The 13,895-nt window shown below is 71.0% G+C and carries 14 protein-coding genes; 7 read left to right on the top strand and 7 right to left on the bottom strand.

The genetic code is table 11. The features are described 5' to 3' along the window. Positions 1-36: 36 nt before the first annotated feature. Complete coding sequence (locus ACZ3I4_RS18295; protein WP_465383122.1) at positions 37-159, bottom strand: hypothetical protein; 123 nt, start codon at positions 157-159, stop codon at positions 37-39. 178 nt (positions 160-337) lie between these two features. On the opposite strand from ACZ3I4_RS18295, the gene ACZ3I4_RS18300 reads away from it, so the two are divergent. Continuing rightward, positions 338-1,270: an alpha/beta fold hydrolase gene (locus tag ACZ3I4_RS18300; RefSeq protein WP_465383123.1), complete on the top strand. Its 933-nt coding sequence runs from the start codon at positions 338-340 to the stop codon at positions 1,268-1,270. Here the strand turns inward: ACZ3I4_RS18300 and ACZ3I4_RS18305 are convergent. Next, positions 1,267-1,959, bottom strand: coding sequence for a TetR/AcrR family transcriptional regulator (locus ACZ3I4_RS18305; RefSeq protein ID WP_465383124.1), 693 nt, complete (start codon positions 1,957-1,959; stop codon positions 1,267-1,269). The two genes, ACZ3I4_RS18300 and ACZ3I4_RS18305, sit on opposite strands and share 4 nt — an antisense overlap. Positions 1,960-2,045: 86 nt before the next feature. Here ACZ3I4_RS18305 and ACZ3I4_RS18310 point away from each other — a divergent pair, with 86 nt between their 5' ends. After that, positions 2,046-2,891, top strand: a complete 846-nt coding sequence (locus ACZ3I4_RS18310; RefSeq protein ID WP_465383125.1) for an NAD(P)H-binding protein — start codon at positions 2,046-2,048, stop codon at positions 2,889-2,891. Between the two features lie 156 nt (positions 2,892-3,047). Beyond that, positions 3,048-4,673, top strand: coding sequence for an alpha-amylase family glycosyl hydrolase (locus ACZ3I4_RS18315; RefSeq protein WP_465383126.1), 1,626 nt, complete (start codon positions 3,048-3,050; stop codon positions 4,671-4,673). On the opposite strand, the gene ACZ3I4_RS18320 is transcribed toward ACZ3I4_RS18315, so the two are convergent. After that, entirely contained in the window at positions 4,619-5,410 is a 792-nt protein-coding gene (locus tag ACZ3I4_RS18320) for a HEAT repeat domain-containing protein (protein ID WP_465383127.1), read from the bottom strand. The genes ACZ3I4_RS18315 and ACZ3I4_RS18320 overlap by 55 nt on opposite strands. Before the next feature lie 126 nt (positions 5,411-5,536). Here ACZ3I4_RS18320 and ACZ3I4_RS18325 point away from each other — a divergent pair, with 126 nt between their 5' ends. Both ACZ3I4_RS18325 and ACZ3I4_RS18330 read left to right on the top strand, forming a co-directional pair. After that, a complete protein-coding gene (locus tag ACZ3I4_RS18325; protein WP_465383128.1) occupies positions 5,537-7,828 on the top strand; it encodes an ATP-binding protein in 2,292 nt (763 codons plus the stop codon). A 51-nt stretch (positions 7,829-7,879) separates the two neighbouring features. Then, a complete protein-coding gene (locus ACZ3I4_RS18330) occupies positions 7,880-8,245 on the top strand; it encodes an STAS domain-containing protein (RefSeq protein WP_465383129.1) in 366 nt (121 codons plus the stop codon). A 9-nt stretch (positions 8,246-8,254) separates the two neighbouring features. Here the strand turns inward: ACZ3I4_RS18330 and ACZ3I4_RS18335 are convergent, their stop codons facing one another. Continuing rightward, complete coding sequence (locus ACZ3I4_RS18335; protein ID WP_465383455.1) at positions 8,255-9,892, bottom strand: GMC oxidoreductase; 1,638 nt, start codon at positions 9,890-9,892, stop codon at positions 8,255-8,257. A gap of 52 nt (positions 9,893-9,944) precedes the next feature. On the opposite strand from ACZ3I4_RS18335, the gene ACZ3I4_RS18340 reads away from it, so the two are divergent. Together ACZ3I4_RS18340 and ACZ3I4_RS18345 are read left to right on the top strand one after the other, a co-directional pair. Next, positions 9,945-10,703 (top strand): alpha/beta fold hydrolase, encoded by a 759-nt coding sequence (locus ACZ3I4_RS18340; RefSeq protein WP_465383130.1) that lies wholly within the window; start codon positions 9,945-9,947, stop codon positions 10,701-10,703. A gap of 69 nt (positions 10,704-10,772) precedes the next feature. Beyond that, positions 10,773-12,200: a flavin-containing monooxygenase gene (locus tag ACZ3I4_RS18345; protein WP_465383131.1), complete on the top strand. Its 1,428-nt coding sequence runs from the start codon at positions 10,773-10,775 to the stop codon at positions 12,198-12,200. On the opposite strand, the gene ACZ3I4_RS18350 is transcribed toward ACZ3I4_RS18345, so the two are convergent. From ACZ3I4_RS18350 to ACZ3I4_RS18360, 3 genes are all read right to left on the bottom strand, one after another. Next, complete coding sequence (locus tag ACZ3I4_RS18350; RefSeq protein WP_465383132.1) at positions 12,197-12,823, bottom strand: hypothetical protein; 627 nt, start codon at positions 12,821-12,823, stop codon at positions 12,197-12,199. The two genes, ACZ3I4_RS18345 and ACZ3I4_RS18350, sit on opposite strands and share 4 nt — an antisense overlap. A 67-nt stretch (positions 12,824-12,890) precedes the next feature. Then, positions 12,891-13,229 (bottom strand): VOC family protein, encoded by a 339-nt coding sequence (locus ACZ3I4_RS18355; protein WP_465383133.1) that lies wholly within the window; start codon positions 13,227-13,229, stop codon positions 12,891-12,893. After that, the gene (locus ACZ3I4_RS18360) at positions 13,226-13,867 is read right to left on the bottom strand and encodes a nitroreductase family protein (RefSeq protein ID WP_465383134.1); all 642 of its coding nucleotides are present in this window, start codon (positions 13,865-13,867) and stop codon (positions 13,226-13,228) included. The genes ACZ3I4_RS18355 and ACZ3I4_RS18360 overlap by 4 nt, the downstream gene beginning before the upstream one ends. Positions 13,868-13,895: the final 28 nt, after the last annotated feature.

Genomic DNA, 13,895 nt, shown 5'->3' on the forward strand with positions numbered 1-13,895 from the left:
GTTGGCCGGCAGGTGGCGGGCAGCGGTTGTGCCGGTTCAGGCCTCGGGCTGGCGGGCGACCTCTGCTGCTGTCGGCTGCTCGCGTTGTTGCAACAAGACGAGGATGGCCATCAAGCGGTCGGCTCGCACTTTGCCGGCACTCAACGTAAATGCGGTCACGAGGTGACCGTTTTTGGTCGCACGATGGCGGCATGACCTCACCGGCAAGGCCGACCAAGCACGATCGCATCGGCCCTCGGTCTGTCGGGGCTGTGCCGCTGCTGCCTTCGGCCGGCTTTGTTGCCTGATCACCCTCAAGAGTCGCTGATCAATCCCGAAGAGATGCAGAGGAAGTGCGATGTTCGAATCTACTGATTTCCCCGAGCCGACCCTTATTTCGGTCAACGGTGTGGAGCTTGAAGTCTTTGAAGCAGGACGGCGCAATGCGGGAAGGCCCATTGTGCTCTGTCACGGCTGGCCGGAGCATGCGTTCTCCTGGCGCCGTCAGATGCCGGCCCTTGCCGCGGCGGGCTATCACGTCATTGTTCCGAACCAGCGAGGTTATGGGAACTCGTCCCGGCCGGTCGAGGTGTCGGCGTATGACATTGAACGTTTGTCGGGTGATCTCGTGGGGCTTCTCGATCACTACGGGTACGAGGATGCCATCTTTGTCGGGCACGATTGGGGGGCTATGGTTGTGTGGGGCCTGACCCTGTTGCACCCGCGCCGCGTGCACAAGGTGGTCAACCTGAGCCTGCCGTATCAGGAGCGCGGGGAAAGGCCCTGGATCGAGTTCATGGAGGAAATGCTTGGCGGCGACTTCTATTTTGTTCACTTCAATCGGCAGCCAGGTGTGGCGGACGCCGTGTTGGAAGAGAATACGTCTCGGTTCCTTCGTAACATGTACCGGAAGAACCAGCCGCCCGCAGAGCCGGAGCCGGGGATGGTGATGATTAATCTCGCCAACGCCGAGACCGCCCTGGGTGAGCCCTTGATGAGCGACAGCGAACTGGCCGTCTTCGTCTCCGCCTTTGAGAAATCGGGGTTCACGGGTGGCATCAATTGGTATCGGAACCTGGACCGCAACTGGCATTTGCTGGCGGACGTGGATCCGGTCATCCAACAGCCGGCACTCATGATCTATGGGGACCGGGATGTGATCCCCAGGTCGGCCGGCCTCACCAGGTTCGTGCCCAAGGTGGAGGTCGTCGGCCTGGATTGCGGTCATTGGATCCAGCAAGAACGGCCGGAGGAAACGAATCGGGCGATTCTGGGATGGCTGGAGCGCTAGTTGCGCAGCTCGGTCAGGGAGCGGGTCAGCCACTCGGACATCAGCGCGCGCTCGGCGTCGGTCAAGGCGGGCAGCGACGGCAGGGCGGTTGCGAAAGTTACGGCGATGCCGGCGGTGTCGGTCTGGGAGACTGCGGGCTTTGTGGTCAGGATCGAGGCCGCCACTGCTTGAAACATGGCGTCGGCGAGGCCGGGGTCGCGGGTGTCGGCGGGCATTCCCAGCAGGGCCAGGACGGTTCCGGTGCCGGCGGCGTGGATCATCGAGACGGCTCGCTCCTCGTCGACGCGGAGGAGGCCGGCCTCGGCCAGGCGGCGTACGCGGGCCTGCAGCACCTTGAGGCCGGTGGCCGTGGCCGGCGACTGAGCGGCCCGGTCGGGGTTGTTGAGCAGAGCGAACAGGCCGGGATGGGCCAGGCCGAAATCGACGTGGGCCCGCCAGCCGGTGCGCAGATCGGTCAGCGGGTCGTCGTCCGCCTGCACGGCCTTGGACGAGACGTAAGTGGCCATGACCTGTTCGGCCACCGCGTCGATCAGGCCGTCCTTGTCGCCGAACAAGCGGTAGATGGTCGGCGCCTGCACCCCGGCCAGTTGGGAGACGGCGCGCGTGGTCACGGCGCGCGCGCCCTGCTCGCGGAGAAGGCTGGTGGCCGCTTCCACGATGGCGGCGCGCGTGTCGTCCCGAACCTGCATGTAGCGATGCTAACACTCACCTGTTAGCGGAGCTGATAACAGTGCTAACGTGGCGATCGTATCCACGGAAACAAGGGAGCTTCGCCATGATCGTTGTTACCGGCGCCACCGGGCAGCTCGGATCCCGGATCGTTGAACTGGTTCTCGACCGGATCCCCGCGGCGGAGGTGGGCGTGAGCGTGCGGGATGTCGGCAAGGCGGCCGCGCTGGCCGGCCGGGGAGTGCGGGTGCGGGCGGGGGACTTCACGTCGCCCGGCGGGCTGGTCCAAGCCTTCGAGGGCGCCGACCAGGTGCTCATCATCTCGGCCTCGATCGCCGGGCCGGCGGCCGTCGACGCCAACCGGGCGGCCATCGACGCCGCTCGTGAGGCGGGAGCGCGGCGCATCCTCTACACCAGTCACCAGGCGGCGTCGCACGACTCGCTGTTCGCGCCGCAACTGACCCACGCGGCCACCGAGGACTACCTGTCCTTGACCGGGGTGCCGTTCACGGCCCTGCGGAACGGCTTCTACACCAGCACGATCGGCTACTACCTGGGTGCGGCGCTGTCGTCGGGGCAGCTGGTCGTCCCGGAGGGCGGGCCCTTCTCGTGGACCGCCCACGACGACCTGGCCGCCGTGGCCGCGGCCGCCCTGCTCGAGGACGGTCTGTTCGACGGCGTCACACCGCCGCTGACCGCTCCCGAGATGCTCGACTTCGCGCAGGTCGCGGAGCTGGCCGGGGTGAACCATGTCGTGGTGGCGGACGACGAGTGGAAAGCGGCCGCGGTCCAGGGCGGCATGCCGGCGGGTGCGGCCGAGTTCACGCTCGGCATGTTCCGGGCGGCCCGGCGCGGCGAGTTCGCCGTCACCGACCCGGCGCTGGAGAAGGTGCTCGGCCGCCCGGCGATCCCGGCCCGTACGGTGATCGAGCAGTTGATCCGCCGCCACTGACCCGGATGGCCGAACAGGCCCGGATGCCCGACGATCCGCAGGCGATGTCCGCCGCGGCGTGGGTCTCGAACACGATCTCGCGCGGTGGTCCGCGCCCCGGCCGGACCACCGCGGGGACCGGGTTTAGGCCGCCCTCTCGTGGTTAGCCTTATGACCATGGGACGTGAATGGCTGGCCGACGCGGTGATGTACGAGATCTATCCCCAGTCGTTCGCCGACTCCGACGGTGACGGCGTCGGCGACCTGCGCGGCGTGATCGAACGCCTCGACCACATCGCCTCGCTCGGGGTGAACGTCATCTGGTTCAACCCGTGTTTCGCGTCGCCGTTCGTCGACGCCGGCTACGACGTGTCCGATTATCTGACGATCGCCCCGCGCTACGGCACCAACGACGACATGGCCGAGCTGGTGGCCAAGGCCCGCGAGCGTGGCATCCGCGTCCTGCTCGACCTGGTTGCCGGGCACACCTCGATCGAGCATCCGTGGTTTCAGAAGGAACTGGCGGCCGACGGTCCCGATCCCGAGGGCGACCGCTACATCTGGTGCGAGGAGCTTCCCGTACGGTCGTGGACGCGCGACATGCCCGGAACGCCCGCCTGGGTGCGTTCGCCGGGGCCGCGCAAGGGCTATTACCTCAAGAACTTCTACGACGAGCAGCCCGCCCTCAACTTCGGCTGGGTCGGCGCGAACGCGGACGAGCCGTGGCGCGACCCGATCGACGCGCCGGGGCCGTTGCGCAACCGGCGGGCGCTGCGCGACATCATCGCGTACTGGCTGGATCTGGGGGTGGCCGGTTTCCGCGTCGACATGGCGTTCTCGCTGGTCAAGGACGAGGAACTGGTGCAGGGGTACGCCGAGACGGTCGCGCTGTGGCGGGAGATCCGCGAGTGGCTCGAGGCGGAGCATCCGGACGCGGTGCTGATTCCCGAGGGCGCCGAGCCCCGTACGGGCGGACCGCTCGCCTTCGACGCCGACTTCTTCCTGGTGATCAAGGACGCGCACGCGAGCCTGTTCAACAACCACTACGCGGGCCGGCTGCCGTTCCAGGCGCCGCGCGAGCCGTTCTTCGACGCCGACGGCAAGGGCAGCACGAGGCCGTTCCTCGAGGCGTGGACGGCCGCCCGCGACGGGCACGCCGACCGGCCGATCATCCTGTCCACCGCCGACCACGACTTCGACCGGCTGTGCTGCGGCCCGCGCACCGCCGACCAGCTCGGCACCGCCCTGATCTTCCTGTTCACCTGGGGCAACGTGCCCTGCCTGTACTACGGCGACGAGATCGCCATGCGGTATCTGCCCGGGCTGCCGAACGTGGAGGGCTCGATCTGCAACCCCGGATACAACCGGGCCGGCTGCCGTACGCCGATGCAGTGGGACTCGGGCCCGAACGCCGGCTTCTCCACCGCCGACGCGTCCAAGCTGTACCTGCCGATCGACCCGGCGCCCGACCGGCCGACCGTGGCCGCGCAGGAGAACGACCCGGGGTCGACGCTGGCCTTCGTCCGCAAGCTGATCGCCCTGCGCCAGGCCACCCCGGCCCTCGGCACGCGGGCGTCGACGCGGGTCGTCTCGGAGGGCTACCCCTTCGCCTACGTCCGCGGCGAGAGCCACCTGGTCGTGCTGAACCCGCGCCGGGAACCGGCCACGCTGACGTTCCCCGCGGGCGAGCCGATCTGGACCTCGGGCGTGACCAGGCAGGACGGTGAGCTGCGGGTCGACGGCTTCGGCTACGGCATCTTCGAATCGTCGGGAAGCACCAGCCGCAGCGCCAGCGACGCGTAACCGGAGAGGTCGCCGTCGCGGAACGGCACCTCGGTCGTCTCGCCCGGGCCCGACCAGCGGCGCAGCTCGTCGACGACCCCGGCGGGCGCGTCCTCGCCGTGCCGGCGGGCCAGGGCGATGGCGGCCGCACCCCGCAGCAGGACGCGCGGACCGGCGAACGACGCCGCGAGCGCCTCGCCCGCCAGCGGGGCGCCCCCGCCGACCAGCCCGAGGGACAGCGCGGCGGTCGCGGCCACGGAGTCGTGGGCGTCGAGCAGGGTCCAGGCCAGCGCGGGCACGCTGAGGGACGCGTCGGCCGGGAACCAGCCCAGCGCGTACGCGGCCATGCGGCGTACGGAAACCTGGTCGTCTTCCAGAAGCGTGACGAACAGCGGCACCCCCTCGGCCGCCGCCTGATGGACCCGTGACTCGAGGCCACCCGGCCCGGCCGGCGGGAAGCCCCGCGGCAGCCACGACTCCTCGGAGCCGATGGCCAGGACGACCAGCAGCTCGATCAGCTCGGCACGCTCCGGCGTGGACGGCGACTCCAGCATCTCGAGCAGGAACGGCACCGCGTAGGCACTCGCCTCGTAACGCCGGCCCTGGTGGGAGAGGGTGCCGTAACAGGCCGCCCGGGCTTTCCGGCGGATCTCGGCGTCGTCGGACAACAGCGCCCGCAGCTGGGCCGGGACATCAACAGCGGAACCATGAGCGTGGTGAATTTCGGACCAGGGCACGTCATCGAGGGTTTCGAACACGGGGAGAAACTACCGCCCGGGTATGACACTTTCGGCCGGTGATCACCTCGTGATGCTCAGAATCCGACATCACCCGATCGGCTAACGGCATGCGCCGCACGCTGCGGCTGCGCATAGGTTCATGCGATGGACGCTCGCACGGCGCAGTCACGACGACTCCGCGGAAACCTGCCGGCGGAGCTGTCCAGCTTCGTCGGCCGCAATCGTGAACGGGCCGAGCTCAAGCGGCTCCTGGCCACCTCCCGGCTGGTCACGATCACCGGCATCGGCGGGGTCGGCAAGACCCGTACGGCGATCCGGGTCGCCGCCGAGCTGCAGCGCGCCTTCCCCGACGGGGCGTGGCTGGTCGACCTCTCGGGGATCGCCGACCCGATGCTGATCTGCGAGGCGGTCGGCCAGGCGCTGGGTGTGCACGACCAGTCCGTCCGCCCGCAGTCGGTCGGCCTGGCCGGCTACCTCTCCTCGCGCCGCCTGCTGCTCGTCCTGGACAACTGCGAGCACCTGGCCGGGGCGTGTTCGTCCCTCGTGGAGACCTTGCTGCGGGCCGCGCCGGGACTGCAGGTGCTGGCCACGAGCCGCCAGCCGATCGGCGTCGACGGCGAGCACATGTTCCTGCTGCACCCGCTGCAGGTGCCCGACCCGGCCGCCTCGCCCGCCGACCACGAGGTCGACGCCGCGGTCATGTTGTTCGCCGAGCGGGCCGCCGCGGCCGCTCCCGGTTTCACGCTGACCCCCGGCAACCAGGACGCGGTGGCCCGGCTGTGCCGCCGCCTCGACGGCATCCCGCTCGGCATCGAGCTGGCCGCCGTCCGCACCCGCGCCCTGCCGGTCGAGCGGATCGCCGACCTGGTCGAGGGCTGGTACGCCGACGAGTCCGGCCTGCTCAGCCGGCCCGGCGGCGGCCGGCACGAGTCGCTGCGCAAGGCCATCGACGGCAGTTACGCGCTGTGCAGCCCGGGCGAGCGGACGGTCTGGGCGCGGGCCTCGGTGTTCGCCGACGGGTTCGCCCTCGAGGCGGTGCAGGAGGTCTGCGGCGAGCCGCTCGACCTGGTGGCCGGCCTCGTCGACAAGTCGATCCTGGTGCTCGACGGGCACGGACCGGCCGCCCGCTACCGCATGCTCGGCACGATCCGCGAGTACGGAGTGGAGATCCTGCGGGCCTCGGGCGAGGAGCGCGAGGTGCGATGCCGGCACCGCGACCACTATCTGCGGATGGCCCGCCGGTTCGACGCCGAGTGGTGCGGCCCGGGTCAGGCCGGCTGGTTCGAGCGCCTCACCCTCGAGCACCCCAACCTGCGTACGGCGCTGGAATTCAGCCTCTCCGAACCGGGCGAGCATCGAGCCGGCCTGGAGATGGCCGCAGCCCTCCTCTACTTCTGGTTCGCCTGCGGGCACCCGCGTGAGGGACGGCACTACCTCGAGCGGGCCATGGCCCTGGCTTCCGAGCCGGGCCCGGCGCTCACACATGCGCTGTGGGTGTGTGCCTGGATCTGCGCGTTGCAGGGCGACATGACAGCCACGGCGGAATACGTGGAGCGGTGCCGGCCGCACGCCGATCCCGAGGCGCGGGGCTGGCTGGCCTTCCTCACCGGCGTGTCGGCGGCGCTGCGCGGCGAGCCGGCCGTAGCGGTGTCCACACTGCAGGAATCGGTCCGGCTGCACACCAACGGCGGTGACCCCGGCATGGGGTTGCTGCTCGCCCTGTCGGCTCAGGCCCTCGCGCTGACGTTCCTCGGCGAGCACGACCGCGCCGTGGCGGTCACCGAGGAGCACTTCGCCGTCTGCCAGCAGAAGAGCGAGCAGTGGGCCCGCTCGTACGCGGAGTACGTGCGCGCGGTGATCGAGCTGAACCGCGACAAGCCGTCCGCCGCGGCCGCGCACGCCCGGGCCGCGGTGCGCATCAAACGGCGGCTCAGCGACCGCGGCGGCAACGCGATGGCCATGGACGCGCTGGCCTGCGCGGCGTCCTCGCTGGGGGCCGCGGAGCGGGCGGCCCGGCTCTTCGGGATCGCCCACCGGCGCTGGGAAGCGGTCGGGCTGCCCCAGATGGGCTCGCCCGACCTGTGCGCGAGCCGCGTGTGGGCCGAGAAACAGGCCCGCGACGTGCTCGGCGACCAGCGGTTCGACGCCCTGCTGGCCGAGGGGCTGGCGCTCGACTTCGAGGCCGGGGTGGCCTACGCGCTGGAGGAACAGAGCGCCCCGCCGCCGGTCGGCGTGCTGCCCGACTGGGCCCCGCTGACCCGGCGCGAACGCGAGGTGGCCGAGCTGGTCGCGGCGGGCATGACGAACCAGCAGATCGCCGACCGCCTGGTGATCAGCCGCCGGACCGCGAACACCCACCTCGAGCACATTCTCACCAAACTGGACTTCAACGCCCGGACCCAGATCGCGGCGTGGGTGACCGCCCGGCGGAGCTAAATCGGTCAGGTGACCGATTCCCGGGCGTATTGCCGCCGCGACAATGAGTTCATGACCGTCGAGAACACGCCGATGTTGCTGCAAGTGCGCACGATGTCGGCGGGCGCCGCCGCGGTGCACGTGAGCGTGACCGGAGAGCTGGATGTGGGTAACGGCGCCTGGCTGCGCGGCTGGATCGTCAGCACGATCGACCGCTGGCGTCCGGCCGGCCTGATCCTGGATCTCGGCGGCCTGCACTTCATCGACGTGGCCGGCGTGCGCACCCTGTACGGGCTGCACGCCACCGCCCGGTCCCGGGGCTGCCTGCTCGACGTCGCCGCCGCCCATCCCGCGGTGTGGATGACCCTCGACCGCATGGGTCTCGTGCCCGAGTTCCTACCTCAGCCGGCCCCGGCCGGCATCCGCCGCTGCGTCTGACCGGCCAGTTCAGAGCCGCAGCGCGCCCGGCGCCGTCGCCGGGACCGCCGGTTCGCGGGGCACGATGGGCGGGAGACGTTCGTACGTGGCCCCCAGCGGCGGGCGCGGGTCGGTCTCGCCGGCGTTGGGCCACAGGGAGACGGCGCGTTCGGCCATCGCGGTGATGGTCAGGGACGGGTTGACGCCCAGGTTGGCCGCGACCGCCGACCCGTCGATGACGTGCAGGCCCGGATGGCCGAAGAGCCGGTGGTACGGGTCGATCACGCCCTCGGCGGGGGTGGCGCCGATCGCGCAGCCGCCCAGGAAATGCCCGGTGACCGGACGGCCGGCCAGCTCGGTGATCGCGCCGAGCGGGACGCCGTCAATCTCGGCGGCCACCTCGCGGGCCACCCGGTGGGCGGCCGGCACCCAGGCGGGGTTGGGGGCGCCGACTCCCTGGCTGGTGCGCAGGCGGCCACGGCGGCGGCGCACGGTGATCGAATTGTCGAGCGACTGCATGGCCAGCAGGACGACGGTCTGTTCCGACCAGTGCCGCGGCCAGGCCAGCAGGCGCAGATGGCGGCGGTCGCGGACCAGCTCGCGCAGGCCGGCCTTCCAGCGGGCGCCGGGCGTGTCGTCGACCAGCACCGTGGCCAGCAGGGCCAGCAGGTTGCTGCCGCGCCCGTAGCGGACCGGCTCGATGTGGGTGTCGGCGTCGATGTGCATCGAGGACGTGATGGCCACGCCCCGGCTGAAGTCGGCGTCGCGGCGGCGGGTGCGGGCGCCCAGGATCGACTCGGAGTTGGTGCGGCTCAGCTCGCCGAGGCGGGGCGAGACGTGCGGGAGGCTGCCCTTGTCGCGCAGCCGGTGCAGCAGGCGCTGGGTGCCGAGCGCGCCGGCCGCGAGAACGACCTGCCCGGCGGTGAAGGTGCGGCGGCGCGGTCCGCCGGTGCGGTGGGTGCGCACCTCGTATCCGCCGGCCGGGCGGGGGCGTACGTCGTCGACTGTGGTCAGCGGAAAGACCGTCGCGCCCGCCCTCTCGGCCAGGTACAGATAGTTCTTGACGAGCGTGTTCTTGGCGCCGACCCGGCAGCCCGTCATGCAGGAGCCGCAGAAGGTGCACGATTCGCGGGCGGGGCCGCTCCCGCCGAAGTACGGGTCGGCGCCGCCCGCGCCGAAATGGACACCGACCGGCGTACGGCGGAAGGTCTTCCCGGCGCCGAGGCGTTCGGCGACCGCCTGCAGAGCGAGGTCGGACGGCGTCCCGAACGGGTTTTCGGCCACGCCGAGCATGCGCTTGGCCTGGTCGTACGCGGTAGTCAGCTCGGCTTTCCAATCGGTGATCCCGGACCAGCGCGGGTCGTCGAAGAAACGGTCCGGGGGTTCGTAGAGCGTGTTCGCGTAGCCGAGCGAGCCACCGCCGACACCCGCCCCCGACATGATCAGCACGTTGTCGAGAAGGGTCAGGCGCAGGATGCCGAAGCAGCGCAGCGCGGGCGCGTACAGGTAGCGGCGCAGGCGCCACGAGGTGCGCGGGAACTGATCGTCGGGAAAGCGGCGGCCGGCCTCGAGGACGGCCACCCGGTAGCCCTTCTCGGTCAGGCGCAGCGCGGTGACGCTGCCGCCGAACCCGGATCCGACGACGAGGACGTCGTAGTCGTACGCCATGGCGTACGGTGACACCGTTGTTGACGGTATGTCAATAAGGAGCGGGTGGGCGATGCGGTTCCATCGGGAGGGCGCGGGCAGTCCGCTCGTGCTCGTGCACGGTCTCGGCAGCCGCTGGCAGGTGTGGAAGCCGATCCTGCCGGCGCTGGCCGCGCGTTTCGACGTGATCGCGGTCGATCTTCCCGGGTTCGGGGAATCGCCGGTCGACGGCGGGCCGGGCGACGTTCCGTACTTCGCCGATCGCGTCACTGCCCTCCTCGACTCGCTCGGCGTCGTGCGGCCGGCCGTGGGTGGCAGTTCGCTCGGCGGGGGAGTGGCGCTCGAACTGGGGCGCCGCGGCCGGGCCCGTTCGGTGACCGCCTTCTCTCCGGTCGGGTTCTATGGGCCCGGCGGCGCGAAATGGTGCCAGGGCGTGGTCAGCCTGGCGCGCGGTGGTGGCGCTGCTCTGGGGCCGGTTCTGCCCGGACTGCTGCGGACCCGGGCCGGGCGGGCCGCGCTGTGCGGAATCTTCTACGCGCGGCCGGTGCGCCTCGACCCGGCCGGCTGTCTGGCCGACGCGCGGGCGCTGGTGGCGGCGCCCGGATTCGCCGGCGCCCGTCGCGAGCTGGCCACCTGGCGGTTCGCCGGCGCGGGCGGCGTCCCGGTGACCATCGCATGGGGAACACGCGACCTGGTGCTGCCCTACCGCCAGGCGGCGCGCGCCCGGCGGCTGCTTCCGGGGGCCCGGCACGTACGCCTGCCCGGCTGCGGCCATCTGCCGTTCAGCGACGACCCGGCGACCTGTGCCCGGCTGCTGATCGAAGCGGCCTGAGTCCTATTGGCACACCGCCAATAGGCTGCTAGTTTCGGGCCAACGTCCTCCAGGCCAAGGCGGTGAGCCATGAGCCAGCCCCGCGTGGTCGTCATCGGGGCCGGGTTCGGCGGGATCGCGGCCGCGGCCGCCCTGCTCGAGGCCGGCTTCGACGACGTGGTGCTGCTGGAACGGGCGGCGTCGATCGGCGGCGTGTGGCGCGACAACACGTACCCGGGCTGCACCTGCGACGTCCCCGCGCCGCTGTACTCGTACTCGTTCGCGCCCAATCCGGGCTGGACCCGGCGGTTTCCGGCCCACGACGAGATCCTGGCCTATCTGCGCCGGACGGCCGGATCGCTGGGTGTGGACAAGCGCGTCGTGTTGAACGCCACGGTCACGTCGGCCACCTGGACCGGGGGTCGCTGGCTGGTCGGGACCGCCGACGGCGCTTCGTACGAGGCCGACGTGCTCGTGCCCGCGGTCGGGCAGCTCGGCAATCCGGTGCGGCCGCCGATCCCCGGATCGTTCGGCGGGCTGGTTGTCCACACCGCACAGTGGAGCGACGACGTGCCTGTGGACGGCGCCCGGATCGGCGTCATCGGCACCGGCGCCAGCGCCATCCAGCTGGTGCCGGCCATCGCCGGCCGGGCCGCGCACATCACCGTCTTCCAGCGCACCGCCCCGTGGACGTTGCCGCGCCCCGATCGCCGCTACGGCGCCGGACGTCGTTTCGCGTACGGGAAAATGCCGCGGCTGATGCTCCTGCCGCGAGCCGGGGTGTGGGCGATGACCGTGGTGACCGGGCGCGCCCTCATGGGTGGCCGTCTGGCCGGGGCGTTCGTCCGCTCGGCCTCGCGCCTGCAACGCCGCCTGCAGGTGCGCGATCCCGGACTGCGGGCGCGGGTGACGCCGGACGACCCGATGGGGTGCAAGCGCGTCCTGTTCACCAATGCGTGGCTGCCCGCCCTGACCCGCCCCGACGTCTCGCTGGTCACCGAGAAGATCCTCGAGACGACCGCTTCTGGCGTACGCACGGCCGACGGCACGCTGCACGAATGCGACCTGCTGGTCTACGCGACCGGTTTCGCCGCCACCGACTTCCTGGCCGGCATCCGGGTGACCGGCCGGGACGGCCGCGCGCTGGCCGACGAATGGGCGGCCGGGGCTTACGCACACCTGGGGATGACGGTTCCCGGCTTCCCCAACCTGTTCCTCATCTACGGCCCGAACACGAACAGCGGCAACACCTCGGTGCTGTACTTCATCGAGCGCCAGGCGGCCTATCTGGTTCAGGCCGTGCGCCGCCTGGCGTCCGGGTCAAGACCTTTGGCTGTACGCCGGGAGGTCGCCGCCGCCTACGACGAGGAGATCCAGCGGCGTCTGGCCGGCAGCGTCTGGACCTCCTGCCGGAACTGGTACCGCAACGCGGCCGGCCGGGTCGTCACCAACTGGCCCGGCATGGCCTCGGAATACCGCCGGCGGGTCGCCCGTCTGCGGCCGTCGGACTACGACTAACGCTTGCCCTTGCCCTCGGGCGGCGGGGTCGGAAGTTTCGGGGCGCTCTTCGCGTAGTCGACGACGATCGGCTTGGCCACCTGGACCAGCTCGCGGGCCCGGCGGCGGACGTCGTCGGCGTTGGTGTGGCGGCCGGCCGGGACGTGGATCGCGACGTTGCCGACGAACCGGATAAGGTCGTTGACCGTACCGGGAAAGATGTTGCAGAGTTCGGCGGCGGCCAGCAGTTGCGACTCGGGCACCCCGGCGACGTGCTCCGACATGCCCGCGTTCCACGCCTTGGCGTGCACCAGGTAGCCGGCCGGGAGCAGTCCGGGTCCCCCGAGCTCGCGGAGCGCCTGGCTGCGGTCGGCCTTGGCCGGTCTGGCCTGGCCGGCCATCCACAGGAAGCCCGCGCCGCCGAGCACGCCGCAGGTGACGAGCGCGGCCGTGACCGACTCGGCGCCCTTCATGATGACCAGGAACAGAACGACCAGGATGAGGGCGCCCGCCATCATTTCCGCGGTGCCGTCACGGGCTTCGGAGTCCTCGGAGTTGTCGAGGGCCCGGGCGATCAGGCCGTCGTAGATCCGGTCCTCCGGCTGCCAGCGATCGTCCCGGACCGGCAAAGTCCGTTGCACCATGGGCGGGGTTCCCTTCCGTGGGATGGGTGTTTCGATACCCCGCTATCGGCCGGCGCCCCACCCTTCTTTACTCCTCCACGCAGAATTCATTGCCTTCCGGGTCGCGCAGCACGGTGAGGCCGCCGGCCTCCCAGGCGAACGTCGCGCCGAGCGCCTTGAGCCGCTCCACCTCGGCCGGGATGTCGCCGCCGGGCGCCCGCAGGTCGAAGTGCATGCGCAGCTTGGCCTCCTTGGGCTCGGGCACCCGCTGGAACCACAGGTTGGGCCCGCCCCAGCCGGGCGCCTCGACGAACGCCTTGGCCGGGGTGCCGGACTCGTCGAGCTCGCCGCCGAGCGCGGCCGCCCAGAAGCGGGCCACGACCAGCGCGTCCTGGCAGTCGATGGTGATGCTCTTGATGTACGTCACGACGCCGTGTACCGATCGTGGAAGACGACCTCCTCCAGCGGGCGGCGCTTCGGCTGCGCCCATCGTCCGCGTTCCGGATAGCCGAGCGGGATCAGCGCCATGGTCAGCGCGTCCTCGGGCAGACCGAGCAGTTCCCGTACGTCGTCCTCGTGGCCGGCATAGAGAGTGGTCAGCGTGGAACCGATGCCGTAGGCGCGCGCGGCCAGCATCAGTTGCTGCACGGCGCCGTAGATGGACGAACCCAGCCGCGGATTGCTGGACCGCTTGGCCCCCAGCAGCACCGGGAAGATCCAGACGGGCGCGTCCTCGAGGTGGTTGGCCAGGTGGTCCGCGGCCCGGAAGGAGGCCGCGCTCATGCCGCCCGGATCGTCGGCGCTCAGGATCTGCTCGCGCCGCGAGCCGTAGTTCTTCTCCCAGCCCTCCCGGTACCACTCGGCGATCTGCCGCTTGACCTGCGGATCGCGGACGACGATCCAGGCCCAGCGCTGGCTGTTGCCGCCGCTGGGCCCGCGCACGGCGGCATCGAGGACGGCGGTGATGACCTCGTCGTCGATGGGCCGGTCGGACAGGTAGCGCCGTGCGGGCGTGGAGTGCAGGCCGTCGAGCAGGGACAGGCTCAGGGGATCTTCGGTCGACATCTTCGGACCCTATCGCGCGTAATCTCCG

The organism is Actinoplanes sp. NPDC021490 (assembly GCF_055562135.1).

Coding starts and splice junctions, on each gene's coding strand:
- ACZ3I4_RS18330 (WP_465383129.1), top strand. CDS start 7,880: ATGACCGTCGAGAACACGCCGATGTTGCTGCAAGTGCGCACGATGTCG.
- ACZ3I4_RS18325 (WP_465383128.1), top strand. CDS start 5,537: ATGGACGCTCGCACGGCGCAGTCACGACGACTCCGCGGAAACCTGCCG.
- ACZ3I4_RS18300 (WP_465383123.1), top strand. CDS start 338: ATGTTCGAATCTACTGATTTCCCCGAGCCGACCCTTATTTCGGTCAAC.
- ACZ3I4_RS18305 (WP_465383124.1), bottom strand. CDS start 1,959: ATGCAGGTTCGGGACGACACGCGCGCCGCCATCGTGGAAGCGGCCACC.
- ACZ3I4_RS18350 (WP_465383132.1), bottom strand. CDS start 12,823: ATGGTGCAACGGACTTTGCCGGTCCGGGACGATCGCTGGCAGCCGGAG.
- ACZ3I4_RS18315 (WP_465383126.1), top strand. CDS start 3,048: ATGGGACGTGAATGGCTGGCCGACGCGGTGATGTACGAGATCTATCCC.
- ACZ3I4_RS18340 (WP_465383130.1), top strand. CDS start 9,945: ATGCGGTTCCATCGGGAGGGCGCGGGCAGTCCGCTCGTGCTCGTGCAC.
- ACZ3I4_RS18335 (WP_465383455.1), bottom strand. CDS start 9,892: ATGGCGTACGACTACGACGTCCTCGTCGTCGGATCCGGGTTCGGCGGC.
- ACZ3I4_RS18360 (WP_465383134.1), bottom strand. CDS start 13,867: ATGTCGACCGAAGATCCCCTGAGCCTGTCCCTGCTCGACGGCCTGCAC.
- ACZ3I4_RS18310 (WP_465383125.1), top strand. CDS start 2,046: ATGATCGTTGTTACCGGCGCCACCGGGCAGCTCGGATCCCGGATCGTT.
- ACZ3I4_RS18345 (WP_465383131.1), top strand. CDS start 10,773: ATGAGCCAGCCCCGCGTGGTCGTCATCGGGGCCGGGTTCGGCGGGATC.